Below are 14,241 nucleotides of genomic sequence, written 5' to 3'. Positions count from 1 at the left end.
GTTATGGCAGTTAAAGAAAAAGTTTCTGAAGCAGCAAAGGCTGTAAAATCCACTGCGAAAAAAGCTGTAAAGGCAACAACAAAAGTTGCAAAATCTGCGGCATCAAAAAAGGACAAGGTTGTCTTGGCTTATTCAGGCGGTCTTGATACAACTGTTATCATTCCATGGCTCAAAGAAAACTATGACTATGATGTTATTGCTGTCTGCATTGATGTTGGACAGGGCGATGACTGGAAAGCTATAAAATCCCGCGCTTTGAAAACTGGAGCTTCTGCTTGCTATGTTGTAGATGCCCGTCAGGAATATATTGAAGAATACGTTTGGCCGGCTTTGAAGGCAAATGCAATTTATGAAGATGAATATCTTCTTGGAACTTCTACTGCGCGTCCTCTTATTGGAAAAATTCTTGTTGAATATGCTCGTCAGGAAAAAGCTGTTGCAATTTGCCATGGAGCAACTGGAAAGGGAAATGACCAGGTTCGCTTTGAGCTTGCAATCAAGGCTTTTGCTCCGGACTTGAAAGTTATTGCCGCCTGGCGTGATCCAAAATGGAACATGGACAGCCGCGAAGCTGAAATCAAATATCTTGAAGAGCGCAAGCTTGAAGTTCCGATGAAAAAGGATCAGTCTTACAGCCGCGATGAAAATATCTGGCACTTGAGCCATGAAGGTCTTGAACTTGAAAAAACAGAAAACGAGCCTAACTACAAGCACATGCTTAAAAATACAGTTGTGCCTGAAGAAGCTCCTGCTGCCGGTGAATATGTTAAGATTGATTTTGAAAAAGGAATTCCAGTTGCGGTTAACGGCAAAAAAATGGATGCCCTTAAACTTCTTCTTGAACTTAATAAAATCGGCGGAAGAAACGGAATCGGTCTTGTTGACATCTGCGAAAACCGCTGTGTAGGAATGAAGAGCCGCGGTGTTTACGAAACTCCAGGCGGAGCAATTCTTTACTTTGCGCACAGAATGCTTGAGCACCTTTGCTTGGACCGCGACACATACCATTACAAGCAGCAGCTTTCTATAAAAGTTGCAGAACTTATCTACGATGGAAAATGGTTTACAACTTTGTTTGATGCTTGCATGGCGTTTGTTGACAAGACAGAAGAAACTGTTACTGGCTGGGTAAAACTCAAGTTGTGCAAAGGCGCAATCCGCGGAGCTGGCTCTTATTCAAAATACAGCTTGTACAATGAAAGCATTGCTTCGTTCAAGACTGGTGAATTGTATGACCACAAAGATGCGCAGGGCTTTATTACTTTGTTTGGCTTGCCTTTGAAAGTCCGTGCTATGATGGAGCAGCAGGTTGGAGAAGGTCAGGCAGTTCTTAAAAGCAAAAAACTTAAGAAACGCCCGACAGAGTAAACTGTTTTTGAAAGATACAATGCGAACATAAATAAAATGTTTTGCATTGTATTTTTGATTCAACTTAAATCTGTTTTAGCGAGCCTCCGTCTTGGAATTGAACAGGAACTTCTTCTTGTACGATTTCAACGGAGGTTTTGTTTATGTAGCCAAAGAGAATTTCTGCGGCGCGTTTTCCCATTATAGAAAAAGGCTGAACATTTGTTGCAATTGAAAAATTGTAGAACATCTGGTCTTGAAAAATTCCGTCGAAGCCAACAATAGAAAACTCATCTGGAACTTTTATTCCGTGTTTTGAAAGCTCGCATATAACCGGCGGAATGTGATTGTCTGTGGAGCAGAACATTGCGGTTGGCTTTTCCTTTAGGTTGAAAAAAGGCAGGAAATTTTCTGCGGCGGATTTCTGGTCGTAAGAACTTCTAAAAACATATTCTTCCGAAACTGGTTTTCCTGAAAGTTCAAGAATCGCTCTTCTGAATCCTTTTTCTCTGTCGGAAATATTTTTGTTGTATATTGAATTCAGCACGCCGTAAAAAGCAATTTTTCTGTGGCCCTTTTCCCAAATCCGCTTTGTGGCTTCGTAACCGGCTTTTTCATTGTCTGTGTCAACCCAGGAAAATGATTCGTCCACTTTTCTGTCGCCGACGATTACGCACGGAAGTTTTCTAAGCTTGATTTCTTCAATGACATTTTTTGGCATTTGCTTTAGTCCAACGAAAATGCTTCCGTCAATTTTTCTTTGGCGGAACGGACGCAAAAAGTCAAAGTTTTTATCATCTTCTGAAAAAGGAATAAGCAGGATGTCTGTTTCATTTTTTCTGCAAACATCCTGAATTCCTGAAATGACTCCCAGAAGATATTCAGAGCGGGAAACTACATTGAAGTTGATTGGAGTCAAAATTGCGATTGTATTGCAACGGCCGCTGTTAAGTGCTTTTCCTGCGAATCCGGGAAAGTATCCGATTTCTTTTATTGCCTGCTCAACTTTTTTCCGGGTTTCTTCTTTTACATTTGGCTCTTTGTTTACAACTCGTGAGACTGTAATAAAAGAAACACCGGCGTATTTTGCTACATCTTTTTGCGTAACCATGATTTTAATTATATATCAATCAAAATTGTTTGGATAGCATGAGCTGGGCAGAAAAGGGGAGCGTTGCTTGTTTGACATGAATCACATTCAAGTTTGAAACTTACGGCTTCTTCGTTTCTGTTGCAAATTGCAAGCGCAATTTTTCCGTCTGGATTTTTGAACGATGTGCATTCAAATGTGTTTCCCATTTGTCCGTCGCTTGCTGAAGGAACTGCGCACGGAAGCAAGCTACTTTCAACTCTTGTTGCGCCAGACTTTATGAATCTGCTGAAATGTCCTATATAGTAATAAGAACTTTGCACTGCATATTCACCAGTTTTTGTATTTATTAAAATCGGAGCATCGCAGTTGTTTCCAACGTGATTCGGTCCGCCATCAATGTCAAGAAATAAATTCCAGTCAAACCATAATGAGCAGCCGCTGTTCAAGTCGTTTATTATATTGTGTGCATACCGTTCCCCGGTAAACCATTTTCCATTTCTAGCTCCGTTTTCTACGCAGCCTTCAGAAAAAACAATTTCTTTGCTTGGAAAATATTCTGCAATCTTTTTTATATTTTCAAACTGATCTCATGTGTACCAGTGATAGGCAATTCCTGAAATGTATTTGTCTGCGTTTTTTGCCTTCATTGATGCGGAAAATCTTTCCCAGGCAAGATCCCGGTTATGATCCCAGACAAGAATTTTTGTCTTGCTGTATCCGTTTTTTTCAAGAAGCGGACCAAGATGAACTGTTGCGAATTCTCCTTCTTCTTCCGCTGTCCATAAGCATGAATCCCAAGTTTGCGTTGCGGCTGGTTCGTTTTGAATTGAAACGTAGTCTATTTTCGCTCCGCGTTTTTTCAGCTCATCAAAGAACTTTAAAAAGTGTTTTGCCCAGACTTCTCTGTATTCAGGCAGAAGATGACCGCCATAGTTCATGTTGTTGTTGTCTTTCATCCAGGCTGGAGGCGACCATGTAGAAACCATTGTGCCACAGTTTTTTCCTTGCTCTGTAAGTCCGCTGTAGATTTTTTTTTAAAGAGGAGTTATGTATTTGTCTGTGCGCTCCATTGAAAATGATTCAAGCGTTTCATCTTTTTCTGGAACACACGCCCAGTTTTCAAGTGAAAAGTCGCAGGAGTTCATGTGAGTGCGCACAAAAGAATACTGGTTGCTGTTTTTGTTTCCGTAGTAAAGTGCTACAAGTTCCTGCTGTTTTTTTTCATCTAAAAAAGACAAAACGTATCCGGCTGATTCAGTTGCCGCTCCTCCAAAGCCCTTGAATGTTTGAGCAGTTTTTTGCGGATGAATATTTATAGTTGCGCAAGGTCCTTTTGTTTCTTTCATGCGTTCATTAGGATTTATGCTTGAGATTCTATTGTCTGTGTCTTTCGCTGTTTCAAAAATTTTTGAGATTTCCATAATTATTTTTCAACTCCTGAAGTTTGAACTCCGTTGATAAAGAATTTCTGCGCGATAAAGAAAATTGCAAACGGAACAACGCATGCTAAAAGGCTCGCCGCCTGAATAAGGTTGCTTTCTGTTGAATACATTCCACTGAATCTTGAAAGTCCGACAGTGATAGGCTGTTTTTCCGGCTTTCCTGCAAGATAGATAAGCGGATTGAAGAAGTCGTTCCAGGCAAAGAAGAAGTGGAACAATGCAACTGAAATTACAGACGGAATTGCCTGCGGAAGAATTATCTGGAACAATGTGCGGATTGGTCCTGCTCCGTCTACGCAAGCGGCTTCATCCATTTCGCGCGGAATTCCCATAATGAATTGTCTAAGAAGAAAAATGTTGAATGCGTTTCCGAAGAAGTGCGGCACGATAAGCGGAAGCCATGTTCCAATCCAGCCGAGCTTGTAGAACATCGTGTACTGCGGAATCAAAGTTACTGCGCTTGGAAGAACGATTGTCGCTATAAGAATGATGAACAGAATTTTCTTTCCGGGGAAATCGTAACGTGCAAATCCGTAGGCTACAAAGAAGGCAGAGAAAACTGCTCCGATTGTTGATATGACTGCGTACATGAGCGTGTTTTTGAAAAGCTGCGGAAAGTTTACGGCTTTCCAAGCGGTTAAGAAGTTTTACCACTTAGGTGAAATTTCCCATGCTTTTTCGAGTGTGCGCCACTGACCGCTCCAGTTGTATTTTTCATTTGAAACGCTGCCTATGTCAATGAATACGCAGCCGTCTCTTCCTTTTTGAAACGCCGCCATTTCTTTTGTGCGTTCTTCGTTTATAGGAACGAGAAACACTTCAAGTTTTTTTCCGTTGTATTCAAAAGTCTTGGGCTTCATTGGAAGCGGAGATTGGTTCAGAGAAGACAGTTGCTCTTTTGTTTTCAGCGATACAGAAATTCCGTAGAACAATGGAAGGATGTAAACAAAGGCTACAAGAAGAACAAGTCCCGTGATAAGTATGTTTTTATTTGTAATTTTTGTTGTCATATAATGCTCCGTAAAAATTGCGTTATGATTTTACTTTTTTTGTAAACGATTTAGTTTTTGCTGTCCGCGTAGAAAACCCAGCTTTTTGAAGTTCCAAATAAAATCAGTGTGAATACAAGTCCGAGAACAAAAATAAACCAGGCGATTACAGCCGCGTATCCCATGTTGAAATATGAAAATGCGTGTCTGTAGAACAAAACCATCGGAAAGTTTGTCATTCCTTCTGGATAGCCGCTTCCTTGGTTTATTACCATCGGAACTAAGAAGTACTGCATCATTCCGACAACTCCAGTTATTATATTGTAGAAAAGAATTGGCGTTATCATCGGAATTGTAATGCGGATCATGCGTTGCCAGCCGTTTGCTCCGTCAATGTATGAAGCTTCGTAAAGCGACTGTGGAATTCCTTGAAGTCCTGCAAGAAGTATTACAATTGTGTTTCCGACTCCCCAAAGTCCTATGAATGCGTAAGATATGTAAACAAGCTTTGTGCTTGCAAGCCATCTTAATCCTTCGCCACCAACAGTTCCTTTTATCATAAGATTTATCCAGCCTGTCTGTTCGTTGAGAATTCCTTTCCATATAATTACTGTCGCAACAAGGGGAACCATCGTTGGAATGTAGTAAAGCGCGCGGAAAAGTTTTTTTCCAAGAAGATATTTGTTGTTAAGAAGAACAGCTGCGAATAAAGAAAATACAAGGCTAAGCGGAAGTGAAATAATTGTGTATTCCAAAATTCTATAGATTGACATAAGAATCTGTTTGTCTTCCACAATGGCGCGTTTCCAGTTTCCGATGCCAACAAATTTTGTGAGTTCCGGCTGAATTAGATTATAGTCCAAAAATGAATATATAAGCGAAACAACCATCGGTCCTGCGTAAAATACAAGGAATCCGATTAGCCAGGGAGCAATGAAAATAAATCCCCAAAACTGCTGTCTTTTTAGGAAAAATTTTGTCTTCATAAAAACATCCTTCTTGTGTGTTCAGTTTTAAAAGCAACTGCCAAAAAACACATTCTTCTGGCAGCTGCTTGTCAAGCTTCAATCGTCAACTGATTTTTGAAACTTGTTTTTATTTTACGTTTGAAAAAATATTCTGAAGTTTTTCTCTAAGGATTTCAGATTCCTTTTCAACATCAAGTCCCGGATTGTTCTTGAGCTTGTCCCAGAATTCTGAATATGCTGTTGAGCTTTCCTGGAATGACGGCATCCAGCTTTCGTGATTCGGATTGTCTGCGTATTCAATGCTGTCTACGATAACTTGAGTGTTTACATTTACGTGCGGGTATCTTGTCTTAAAGAAGTCGTCAAGGAAAGGTTTTTGCAAATTTTTCTGAGCTGGCATTCCGCCGTAAATATTCAGCAAGTCTTTTGAAGCTGTTGTTACAAGATAAGAAAGAACTTTGAATGCTTCTTCTGGATGTTTTGAGCCTTTTGGAATTTCAAATGTATCGGCGTGCATTTTTGCAGTTGTTTTTCCTTTGTATGAAGGCATTGGATAAACGTCCCAGTCGTAGTCCATTTTTGCATATCCTGAATACCAGAGGTGGCACTGGAACATTGCAATTTTTCCAGATTCGCCCCAGCTTCCGTTTGAAAGAATGTCTGAATCTCCATAAGCCGCTGTAGGAATAAAGTTTGACTTCCACATTCCGTCGTAAGTCCACTTCCAGGCGTCAAGCCATGATGAAGGAATCTGCGCAGTTTTTCCGCCGTCTTTTACAAAAGTGTTTGGCTCGAATAAACTTCCGTATCCGCGCGCATCGCCCCATACAATTCCGAATCCCCACTGCACAATATTCTGCGGATCGAAATTTTTGCTTGTCGCATCGTTTCCGTTTGCATCAACTGTAAGTTTGCAGGCGAGTTTTTTTAGGCAGTCAAAATCCCATGTCTGCTCTTTTCCGTTTTCATCGATGTATTTTTCGCCGTAATTTTTTGGAGGAAGCGGAAGTCCGGCCTCTTCAAAAAGTTCTTTGTTCACATAAAGATATGACGGATAAATTCCAAACGGCAAACCGATAAGTCCTTCCTGCGGATCGCGGTAAAATTCAACCATTGATTTGTCAAACTGACTCAAGTCGAATTTGTTTTCCTTAACTAGCGGATCAAGGTCAAGCCAAGCACCTTTAAAGCTGTCTCTTCCGCGGATTCCAACTGGTCCTACAACATCCGGAGCATTTCCGCCTGAAATCTGTGTTGCAAGCGTCTGGTACGCCTGATCGTTGTCTACAATTTCAAGCACAAGCTCAATTTCATCCTGAGACTTGTTGAACGCATCAACAACGGCTTTTTGCGGCGCGTAAGTCGGCTCATCAGAACCTGCTCCAAGTCCTACAAACCAGCGGATTTTTACACGATCGTCCTGCTTTTTTGCACAGCCGAAGAATAATGTTGCTGCTGCGAGGGCTGCAACTGCGGTGAGTGTGAGTCTTTTCATAAAATACCCCATAAAGTTAGATTTGTTTACGCAAACATTTTTAACAACAGTTTTATAAAAATTAGGAGGAATACTGATATTTGAATGTTTGCGAAAACATTATATTTAGAGTAAACCCACTTTTTCTATTTGTCAAACAAAAAATATAAATTTTTTCAAGAATTTAATTTGCAAGAAAAAAAATTCCCGGAACATAAAAAATGCTCCGGGAATTGAAGTTATAGTTTCCGCTTTTATTGCGCTGAATGTTCCTGCGACTCAAGGTACTTGAAAATCTGGTCGATTTCGATTGAAAAGGAGATTATGTCGTTGAAGAGAATCAGGTTCTGCGAGGCGTTGTCCGCGAATTCCTTGAGCTGCTCGATGTTGCGTTTTTTTACGCTCTGCAGAACGGAATCTATGCTTTTGCGGTTTTGCTCAATCAGTTCAAGCATGTTCTGCGCATATTGGGAATTTTCGTCTGTTTCCGCGCTCATCTGCGAAACGATTTTTTTTGATTTGCTGGTTGAATCTACCAAAGAGGCGAGAAGCTGTGAATTCTGCCTGCTTTGTTCTGAAAGCTGCTCCAGCTTGTCTTGAAGCGCGCCGACCATTTTTGTAATCTCATCCGAAGCTTTTTTCGTGTTCTCTGAAAGTTTCTTGACTTCGTTTGCAATGATTCTGAATCCGACGCCAGCGCTTCCTGCATGGGCCGCCTCAATTGACGCGTTGAACGAGAGAAGATTTGTCCGCTCGGAAATTTCTGAGATGTCGTCCATGTGCTTCATGATTTTGTGAATCTGCTCGCCGAAGTTGTCTATGCTTGACTTGAGGCTGTTGTTGTTCTTGGAAACTTTGTCAACGTCCTGACTGAAATTCTCGAACGCCTTGAAAATCTGTCCGTTGCCTTCCGCATTCCGCTTGAAATTCTCAATCAGTTCTCCGGCATTTTCTGAAAGTTTGTCGCCTGAATCAGAAAGTTCCCTGAGCGCGCTGTCTTCTTCGTTGTCCGCCCCGGAGTTGTTCGCCATTCTGTCTATGTAGTCCTGCGCTCCGGAATTTCCCGCCGCGTTTTTCGCGCAGCAGTCCATCAGGATTTTCGCAAGTTCCTTTCCGCCGTTTATCGCTGTCATTCTGTCCATGTTATTCTCCGATTATGATGCTGACCAAAGTCTGGTTTGAATTTATGCGCCCGATTTGCTCTCCGTAGCTTGAGAATCCGGCGAAGTCAAGTCCGTGCGAGTCGTAAAGCCTGCAAATCTGGTCGCAGATTCCCTGCTGCTGGAAGATTATCGTGCGAAGAATGCAGTTTACAAGGATTATGCAGCCCGGATGCGGAATTTCCTTGAGCGCGGAATTCAGAGACTCCTCGATTTTTTCCCTGATCGGGACAAGCTCCATCAGCTCGACAGTCGAATTCGCAAGGACGCGCGAGTACATGTTTATTGTTCCGTCCGGATTGAAGCCCGCGATTGACGAGATGAAAGTGTGTCCGCCGAAAACCCTTCCGAACGGATTTGTGAGAGCCGCAGAGTCAGCCTTGGATTCAGGAATTCCTAGAAGCTCCGCATAACGCCTGCGCGGATTGATTCCGTCAAGCGAGATTATTTTTCTTATGTAAGTGTCCGCCTGGGTGATTTTTGTGCGCTTTCCTGACGGCTTGAAAATGTTTTCCTTCTGGATGAAGAACGGAAGCGGAGTCTTCACAAAAAGAATGGCGGCTCCGTCAGAAACGACTTTTCCGTTGCAGCTTACGAATGTCCGCTTGAATTTAAGGTAGTCTCCGGCTGAACCGCCTGCTATCATGAAGTCGTCGTTTTTTATGACCGCATAGAAAAATGAGAGGAGGGCTTCCTCCGCGTTGCAAAGTCCGTTTACGAAAGTTATGGCGAACGCGTTCCTGTGCGATGTGGAATCCGCGCATCTTATTCCGATTTTTGCCGCCGCATCCTCAAGCTCCTTTTTATGCACGATTGGAAACTTGTCAACTCCGTCGAACACAACGCCTGAAAATTTTGTCCTGTCGCATGAGAGCGCGGTCAGAACTATCGAACGGCTCGTGAATCCCTGCCTTGAGATTTCACCCGAAGTTGTTGTTCCTACAACCTGCGCTCCGCTGAATTTTTCATGCAGCAAGGTTGAAAGAATTTCAAAGTCATAGTCCGATGACGCGAAGAAAAGCACCGCGTTGTATCTTTCCGGCGGATTTTTCAGCTTTCTGACCAACTCCTGCACGGCGCTTTCCGCGTCTGCCTGCCCGCTGAAAACAATTTCCTGTTTCATTATGCGCTCCAATATCTGATTTTAGGATACCCCATTATAGCACTGTTCTTCTGATGCTGTAAATGTACTTTTCTTTATTGCAATTGATTTTAGTTCTTTGTTGGTGTAAAATTATTGTCATTAAATTTTAGACAGGAGTTTGGTTATGGCACGTACTCATTATATCGCCGGAAACTGGAAAATGAACACTTCCAAAGCGGAAGCTGTAAAACTTGCATCGGATTTGGTTTCCGCATTGAAAGGAAAGACAAACAAATTCATGATTGGTGTTCCTTTTGTTTACCTTGATGCTGTAAGTCAGGTTGTAAAAGGCTCAAACATTATTCTTGCTGCCCAGGATTGCGCTGCAACTGCAAACGGAGCTCACACAGGCGAAGTTTCAACAGAAATGCTCAAGGATCTTGGTGTTCAGTGTGTAATTCTTGGACATTCAGAACGCCGCCACGAAATCGGTGAGTCTGATGAGCTTATCAACAAAAAAGTTCGCCGCGCTTTAAATGAAGGCTTGGAAGTTGACCTTTGCATCGGTGAGCTTCTTGCTGACCGTGAAGCAGGAAACGCAGAGCAGGTTTGCGCATTCCAGCTTTCTGCTGATTTGGCTGGCGTAACAGAAGAGCAGATGAAACGTGTTACAATCGCTTACGAGCCTGTTTGGGCAATCGGAACTGGAAAAACTGCAACTCCAGAAGATGCCGAGGCAATCCACAAATTTGTCCGCGGATACATTGCAAAGCTTTACAATCAGAAAGTTGCCGATGAAGTTATTATTCAGTACGGCGGTTCAATGAAAGCTTCAAATGCTCCGGAACTTCTTGCCCAGCCTGATATTGACGGCGGCTTGATTGGCGGTGCTTCTTTGAAAGCTGAAACATTTGTTCCAATCTGCGAGTGCTAATTTTTTCTGCACTTTAAAAGCTGTCCTGTTGCTGTAAAAAGCAAAAGGGCAGTTTTTTTTATGTCAATTTTTTTTCTTGCTACTTCCCATTTATTTTTATATTATTAAAACGTTATGGCTTTGTTCAAAGAACTTGTTGATTTGTTTATTACTTTTTTTAAAATCGGAATTGTAACTTTTGGCGGCGGACTTACAATGCTTCCGCTTTTGGAGCGTGTCCTGATTAACGAAAAAAACTGGGTTTCCATGGATGAAATTCTTGATTACTATTCGATTGCCCAGACAACTCCGGGAATAATTGCAGTAAACGTGGCGACTTTTGTTGGCCATAAACGCGCTGGAACTATCGGCGGAATTTTTGCGACGCTTGGAATGATAACGCCTTCCGTAATCATAATAACTATAATCGCAAAATTTATTTCGAACTTTGAGCAAATCGGCTGGGTTCAAAAAGCGATGAAGGGAATCAATGCGGCGGTTGCGGCTTTGCTTACTTACGCTGTTTTTAATCTGTGCAAAAAAAATTTAAAAAGTCTTTGGAGCGTTTTGCTGTTTTTTGCTTCGTTTGCTTCAATTTATTTTTTCCATGCGCATACAGTTTTAGTTATTTTGAGCGCGGCTTTTATTGGCGCAGTTGCATTTGCAGTTTCAAAGAAATTTAATTCAGGTGAAGGAATTCAAAAATGAGTCTTTTGCAGTTGTTTTTTGTTTTCATGTATATTGGATTTTTTGCAGTTGGCGGCGGACTTGTTGCGGCGTCGTTTATGCAAAATGTTCTTGTAAATCAGTACGGACTTATTTCTGCGGAAAAATTTTACAATATGCTTGCAATCAGCGAAAGCACGCCCGGACCGATTGGAATAAACATTGCGACTTATATTGGAACTGAGCTTTATGGAGTTCCCGGCGGAATCATTGCGACGATTGGCGAAGTTCTCCCATCGATTGTTACAATTATTTTGATTGCAAAGTTTTTTTCAAAGTTTCAGGAAAAGCCTTTGGTAAAATCAATATTTAAAACTTTGCGGCCTGTTACAAGCGGACTTGTTTTGTGCGTTCTTGTTCAGGTTTTTACGTTGGCAATTTTAAACTTAAGCTCTCAAAATTCTGAATTTGGATTTTTGCAGATTTTCAATTTGCCGGCTCTTGTGATTTTTGCAGTTTCACTTGTTGTGCTATTTAAAACAAAAGTTCACCCTGTTGTGGTTGTTGCTTTTGGCGCGATTTTTGGAGTTGTATTTTTTTAAGTGATTTGTTCAGTTTGCCGGCATTGCGGTTTATGTGAAGGCTCGGAAACAAAAAAAAATATTTCTGTTCTTGCCGATTTCTCTGGTCTTGAAAATTTAAAAGGCGACAATTCTCTTCCGCTGAATTTTGTTGGAATTGCCTTTGACATTGGAACAACTTCTATAGCCGCAAATCTTTTTACGCTAAAAGACGGAATCCTTGTTTCTTCTGTCGGCGAAGAAAATTCTCAGGTTGAATTTGGAAGCGATGTTGTTTCAAGAATTTTATTTTCAAGTTCACCATCTGGTTTGCAAAAACTTCATAAATCAATTTTATCTCAAATAGAAAGAATTTCAAAAAAACTGATTCTTTCATCTCAAAATTTTTTTGTTGAAAATCGCCGCGGACGGGCAGTGTTAAAGCGCATTGTGATTTCCGGAAACACAGCAATGGAATCTTTTGTTCTTGGAATTTCAGCGGCTTCACTTGCACAGTTTCCTTTTTCGCTTCCAAGCAAATTCGGATTTTCAGTTCAGGCATATGAACTTGAAAATTTTGAAAACATTCCGTCTGACTGTGAATTTTATTTTGCTCCTGCGGTTGAATCTTTTGTTGGCGGCGACACTGTTTGCGCGATGATTGCCTGCGGATTTTTAGAAAAAGGCGGAAATAAATTTCTTGCTGACATTGGAACAAACTGCGAGCTTTGCGTTTATTCTGCGGAGTTGGATAAAATTTTTTGCGCGTCAACTTCAGCCGGACCTGCGTTTGAAGGATATGGAATTGTCTGCGGAATTCCTGCGCAAGAAGGTGCGATTGCAAAAATTGAAGTTCTTAAAAACAATGAAATAAAATGTTTTGTGCTTGGAAATGTCAAGGCGATTGGAATTTGTGGAACTGGAATTTTAAGCGCAGTTTCAGAATTTTTAAAAAGCGGAATAATTGATTCTTTTGGCGCATTTGTTTCAGGAAAAGAAAAAATCATTCTTCAAGATGAAATTTATATTTGCCAAAAAGATATAAGAAATTTTCAGCTTGCAAAGTCAGCTATTTTAACTGGGCTTGAAATTCTTTCTGAAAAATCAAAATGTAAATCTGGAACACTTTATTTGGTTGGCGGCTTTGGTTCGCTTCTTGATATAAAAGATGCCTGCAATGTAAAAATGATTCCAAATTTTCTTTCTGAAAAAACTTTTGCTGCTGGAAATGCTTCTCTTTGCGGTGCTTCATTTTTGCTTTTAAATTTGGATTTAAGAAAATCCGCTTGCGAACTTGCAGAAAAATCAATTCACGTAGATCTTGCGCAAGATAAATCTTTTGAAAGTCTTTATATAAAAAATTTGAATTTTAAATAAACATTTTTGCCGCATTTCAAATTTCGCGGTTCATTGCTTTTTTCACAGAAACTCGATATATTTTATAGACTATGGACTTGATAAAAAAACTTGAAGATCTTTCTGCACGTTACACTGTGGTTTCAGAACTTGTTGGAGATGCCTCTTTAATTAAGGATCAAAAAAAATACAAAGAAACAATGCGTGAGCATCAGCAGCTTACAGAACTTATGTCGCTTTACGATGAATACAAAAAAGTTTTAAAAGGAATTGAAGATGCGACTGTCCTCATAACTGAAGAGGAAGACCGCGACATGAAAGAGCTTGCAAGAGAAGAACTGAAAGAACTTGAAGAAAAAAAGCCTAAGCTGGAAGAAGAAATAAAACTTAAGCTGATTCCGCCGGATCCTCTTGATGAAAAAAATATTATTCTTGAAATTCGCAGTGCCGCCGGTGGAGACGAAGCTAGCTTGTTTGTCCGTGATTTGTGGGAAATGTATATGCATCTTGCAGAACGCAAAGGCTGGAAAACTGAAACGATGGAAGCTCAGGAAACTGCGGTTGGCGGATTTAATAAAATTGTAACATCTATTGCTGGAAAATTTGTTTATGGAACTTTAAGATGGGAAAGCGGAGTTCACCGTGTTCAGCGTGTTCCTGCCACAGAAAGCCAGGGACGTCTTCAGACTTCGACTGTAACTGTCGCTGTTTTGCCGGAAGCAGAAGAAACTGAAATTCAAATTCGTCCGGAAGATGTCCGCGTTGACGTTATGCGTGCGGGCGGTCCAGGCGGTCAGTGCGTTAACACAACAGATTCCGCAGTCCGTTTGACTCACATTCCTACTGGAATTGTTGTTATCCAGCAGGATGAAAAAAGCCAGCATAAAAACAAAGACAAGGCATTTAGAGTTTTGCGTGCACGTCTTTTCGATCTTGAAGAAAGCAAGCGTCAGTCAGAGCGCGCGGATGCAAGAAAAAGCATGGTTGGAAGCGGCGCCCGCAGTGAAAAAATCCGCACTTATAATTTTCCGCAGGACAGAGTTACAGACCACCGCATAAATTTGAGCTTGCACAATTTGCCTTCATTTATGATGGGCAACATGGATGAAATGCTTGATGCGCTGAATGTCTATGCAAAAGAGGAGCAGTTAAAAGACAGTTCTGATCTTGTAAGTTGAAATTTAAAAAC

General features: G+C 41.1%; 14 protein-coding genes and 1 pseudogene. 6 read left to right on the top strand and 9 right to left on the bottom strand.

All coding sequences use genetic code 11. The annotated features are described in order from the left end of the window. The first annotated feature begins 3 nt into the window (after positions 1 to 3). Positions 4 to 1,368, top strand: coding sequence for an argininosuccinate synthase (locus Q0H92_RS06345; RefSeq protein WP_296013033.1), 1,365 nt, complete (start codon positions 4 to 6; stop codon positions 1,366 to 1,368). A 64-nt stretch (positions 1,369 to 1,432) separates the two neighbouring features. On the opposite strand, the gene Q0H92_RS06340 is transcribed toward Q0H92_RS06345, so the two are convergent. From Q0H92_RS06340 to Q0H92_RS06300, 9 genes and pseudogenes are all read right to left on the bottom strand, one after another. Further along, on the bottom strand, positions 1,433 to 2,458 hold the full coding sequence (locus tag Q0H92_RS06340) for a LacI family DNA-binding transcriptional regulator (protein ID WP_296013031.1): 1,026 nt from the start codon (positions 2,456 to 2,458) through the stop codon (positions 1,433 to 1,435). Between the two features lie 8 nt (positions 2,459 to 2,466). Next, entirely contained in the window at positions 2,467 to 2,685 is a 219-nt protein-coding gene (locus Q0H92_RS06335) for a glycoside hydrolase family 30 beta sandwich domain-containing protein (RefSeq protein WP_365920767.1), read from the bottom strand. A 42-nt stretch (positions 2,686 to 2,727) separates the two neighbouring features. Continuing rightward, positions 2,728 to 3,786 (bottom strand): annotated as a pseudogene (locus Q0H92_RS06330) (glucosylceramidase); the annotation flags it as partial. Between the two features lie 77 nt (positions 3,787 to 3,863). Continuing rightward, the gene (locus Q0H92_RS06325) at positions 3,864 to 4,472 is read right to left on the bottom strand and encodes a carbohydrate ABC transporter permease (RefSeq protein ID WP_296013027.1); all 609 of its coding nucleotides are present in this window, start codon (positions 4,470 to 4,472) and stop codon (positions 3,864 to 3,866) included. A gap of 57 nt (positions 4,473 to 4,529) precedes the next feature. Then, positions 4,530 to 4,892, bottom strand: coding sequence for a hypothetical protein (locus Q0H92_RS06320; protein WP_296013025.1), 363 nt, complete (start codon positions 4,890 to 4,892; stop codon positions 4,530 to 4,532). 50 nt (positions 4,893 to 4,942) lie between these two features. Then, positions 4,943 to 5,857: a sugar ABC transporter permease gene (locus Q0H92_RS06315; protein WP_296013023.1), complete on the bottom strand. Its 915-nt coding sequence runs from the start codon at positions 5,855 to 5,857 to the stop codon at positions 4,943 to 4,945. 109 nt (positions 5,858 to 5,966) lie between these two features. Beyond that, the gene (locus tag Q0H92_RS06310; protein WP_296013022.1) at positions 5,967 to 7,334 is read right to left on the bottom strand and encodes an extracellular solute-binding protein; all 1,368 of its coding nucleotides are present in this window, start codon (positions 7,332 to 7,334) and stop codon (positions 5,967 to 5,969) included. A 233-nt stretch (positions 7,335 to 7,567) separates the two neighbouring features. Further along, positions 7,568 to 8,455, bottom strand: a complete 888-nt coding sequence (locus Q0H92_RS06305) for a methyl-accepting chemotaxis protein (protein WP_296013020.1) — start codon at positions 8,453 to 8,455, stop codon at positions 7,568 to 7,570. Between the two features lies 1 nt (position 8,456). Continuing rightward, positions 8,457 to 9,596: an FIST N-terminal domain-containing protein gene (locus Q0H92_RS06300; RefSeq protein ID WP_296013018.1), complete on the bottom strand. Its 1,140-nt coding sequence runs from the start codon at positions 9,594 to 9,596 to the stop codon at positions 8,457 to 8,459. Between the two features lie 145 nt (positions 9,597 to 9,741). Here Q0H92_RS06300 and tpiA point away from each other — a divergent pair, with 145 nt between their 5' ends. From tpiA to prfA, 5 genes are all read left to right on the top strand, one after another. Beyond that, a complete protein-coding gene (tpiA, locus tag Q0H92_RS06295; RefSeq protein WP_013701181.1) occupies positions 9,742 to 10,491 on the top strand; it encodes a triose-phosphate isomerase in 750 nt (249 codons plus the stop codon). A gap of 114 nt (positions 10,492 to 10,605) precedes the next feature. Continuing rightward, positions 10,606 to 11,178 carry a chromate transporter gene (locus tag Q0H92_RS06290; RefSeq protein ID WP_296013016.1) on the top strand — a complete coding sequence of 191 codons (573 nt, stop codon included), beginning with the start codon at positions 10,606 to 10,608 and terminating at the stop codon, positions 11,176 to 11,178. Beyond that, positions 11,175 to 11,738: a chromate transporter gene (locus Q0H92_RS06285; protein WP_296013013.1), complete on the top strand. Its 564-nt coding sequence runs from the start codon at positions 11,175 to 11,177 to the stop codon at positions 11,736 to 11,738. Before Q0H92_RS06290 ends, Q0H92_RS06285 begins: the two co-directional genes overlap by 4 nt. Beyond that, on the top strand, positions 11,739 to 13,073 hold the full coding sequence (locus tag Q0H92_RS06280) for an ASKHA domain-containing protein (RefSeq protein ID WP_296013011.1): 1,335 nt from the start codon (positions 11,739 to 11,741) through the stop codon (positions 13,071 to 13,073). 77 nt (positions 13,074 to 13,150) lie between these two features. Beyond that, entirely contained in the window at positions 13,151 to 14,230 is a 1,080-nt protein-coding gene (gene prfA, locus Q0H92_RS06275; RefSeq protein ID WP_296013225.1) for a peptide chain release factor 1, read from the top strand. Positions 14,231 to 14,241: the final 11 nt, after the last annotated feature.

The sequence above is a fragment of the uncultured Treponema sp. genome, from assembly GCF_934725225.1.
Classification (GTDB): domain Bacteria; phylum Spirochaetota; class Spirochaetia; order Treponematales; family Treponemataceae; genus Treponema_D.
Note: the sequence above shows the minus strand (reverse complement) of the source record. Positions and strands in the feature narration are given on the sequence as shown.

Bases quoted from the DNA above. Each gene is read 5' to 3' on its own strand.
- Q0H92_RS06345 (WP_296013033.1), top strand. From the start codon at position 4: ATGGCAGTTAAAGAAAAAGTTTCTGAAGCAGCAAAGGCTGTAAAATCC.
- Q0H92_RS06340 (WP_296013031.1), bottom strand. From the start codon at position 2,458: ATGGTTACGCAAAAAGATGTAGCAAAATACGCCGGTGTTTCTTTTATT.
- Q0H92_RS06325 (WP_296013027.1), bottom strand. From the start codon at position 4,472: ATGTACGCAGTCATATCAACAATCGGAGCAGTTTTCTCTGCCTTCTTT.
- Q0H92_RS06320 (WP_296013025.1), bottom strand. From the start codon at position 4,892: ATGACAACAAAAATTACAAATAAAAACATACTTATCACGGGACTTGTT.
- Q0H92_RS06315 (WP_296013023.1), bottom strand. From the start codon at position 5,857: ATGAAGACAAAATTTTTCCTAAAAAGACAGCAGTTTTGGGGATTTATT.
- Q0H92_RS06310 (WP_296013022.1), bottom strand. From the start codon at position 7,334: ATGAAAAGACTCACACTCACCGCAGTTGCAGCCCTCGCAGCAGCAACA.
- Q0H92_RS06305 (WP_296013020.1), bottom strand. From the start codon at position 8,455: ATGGACAGAATGACAGCGATAAACGGCGGAAAGGAACTTGCGAAAATC.
- Q0H92_RS06300 (WP_296013018.1), bottom strand. From the start codon at position 9,596: ATGAAACAGGAAATTGTTTTCAGCGGGCAGGCAGACGCGGAAAGCGCC.
- tpiA (WP_013701181.1), top strand. From the start codon at position 9,742: ATGGCACGTACTCATTATATCGCCGGAAACTGGAAAATGAACACTTCC.
- Q0H92_RS06290 (WP_296013016.1), top strand. From the start codon at position 10,606: ATGGCTTTGTTCAAAGAACTTGTTGATTTGTTTATTACTTTTTTTAAA.
- Q0H92_RS06285 (WP_296013013.1), top strand. From the start codon at position 11,175: ATGAGTCTTTTGCAGTTGTTTTTTGTTTTCATGTATATTGGATTTTTT.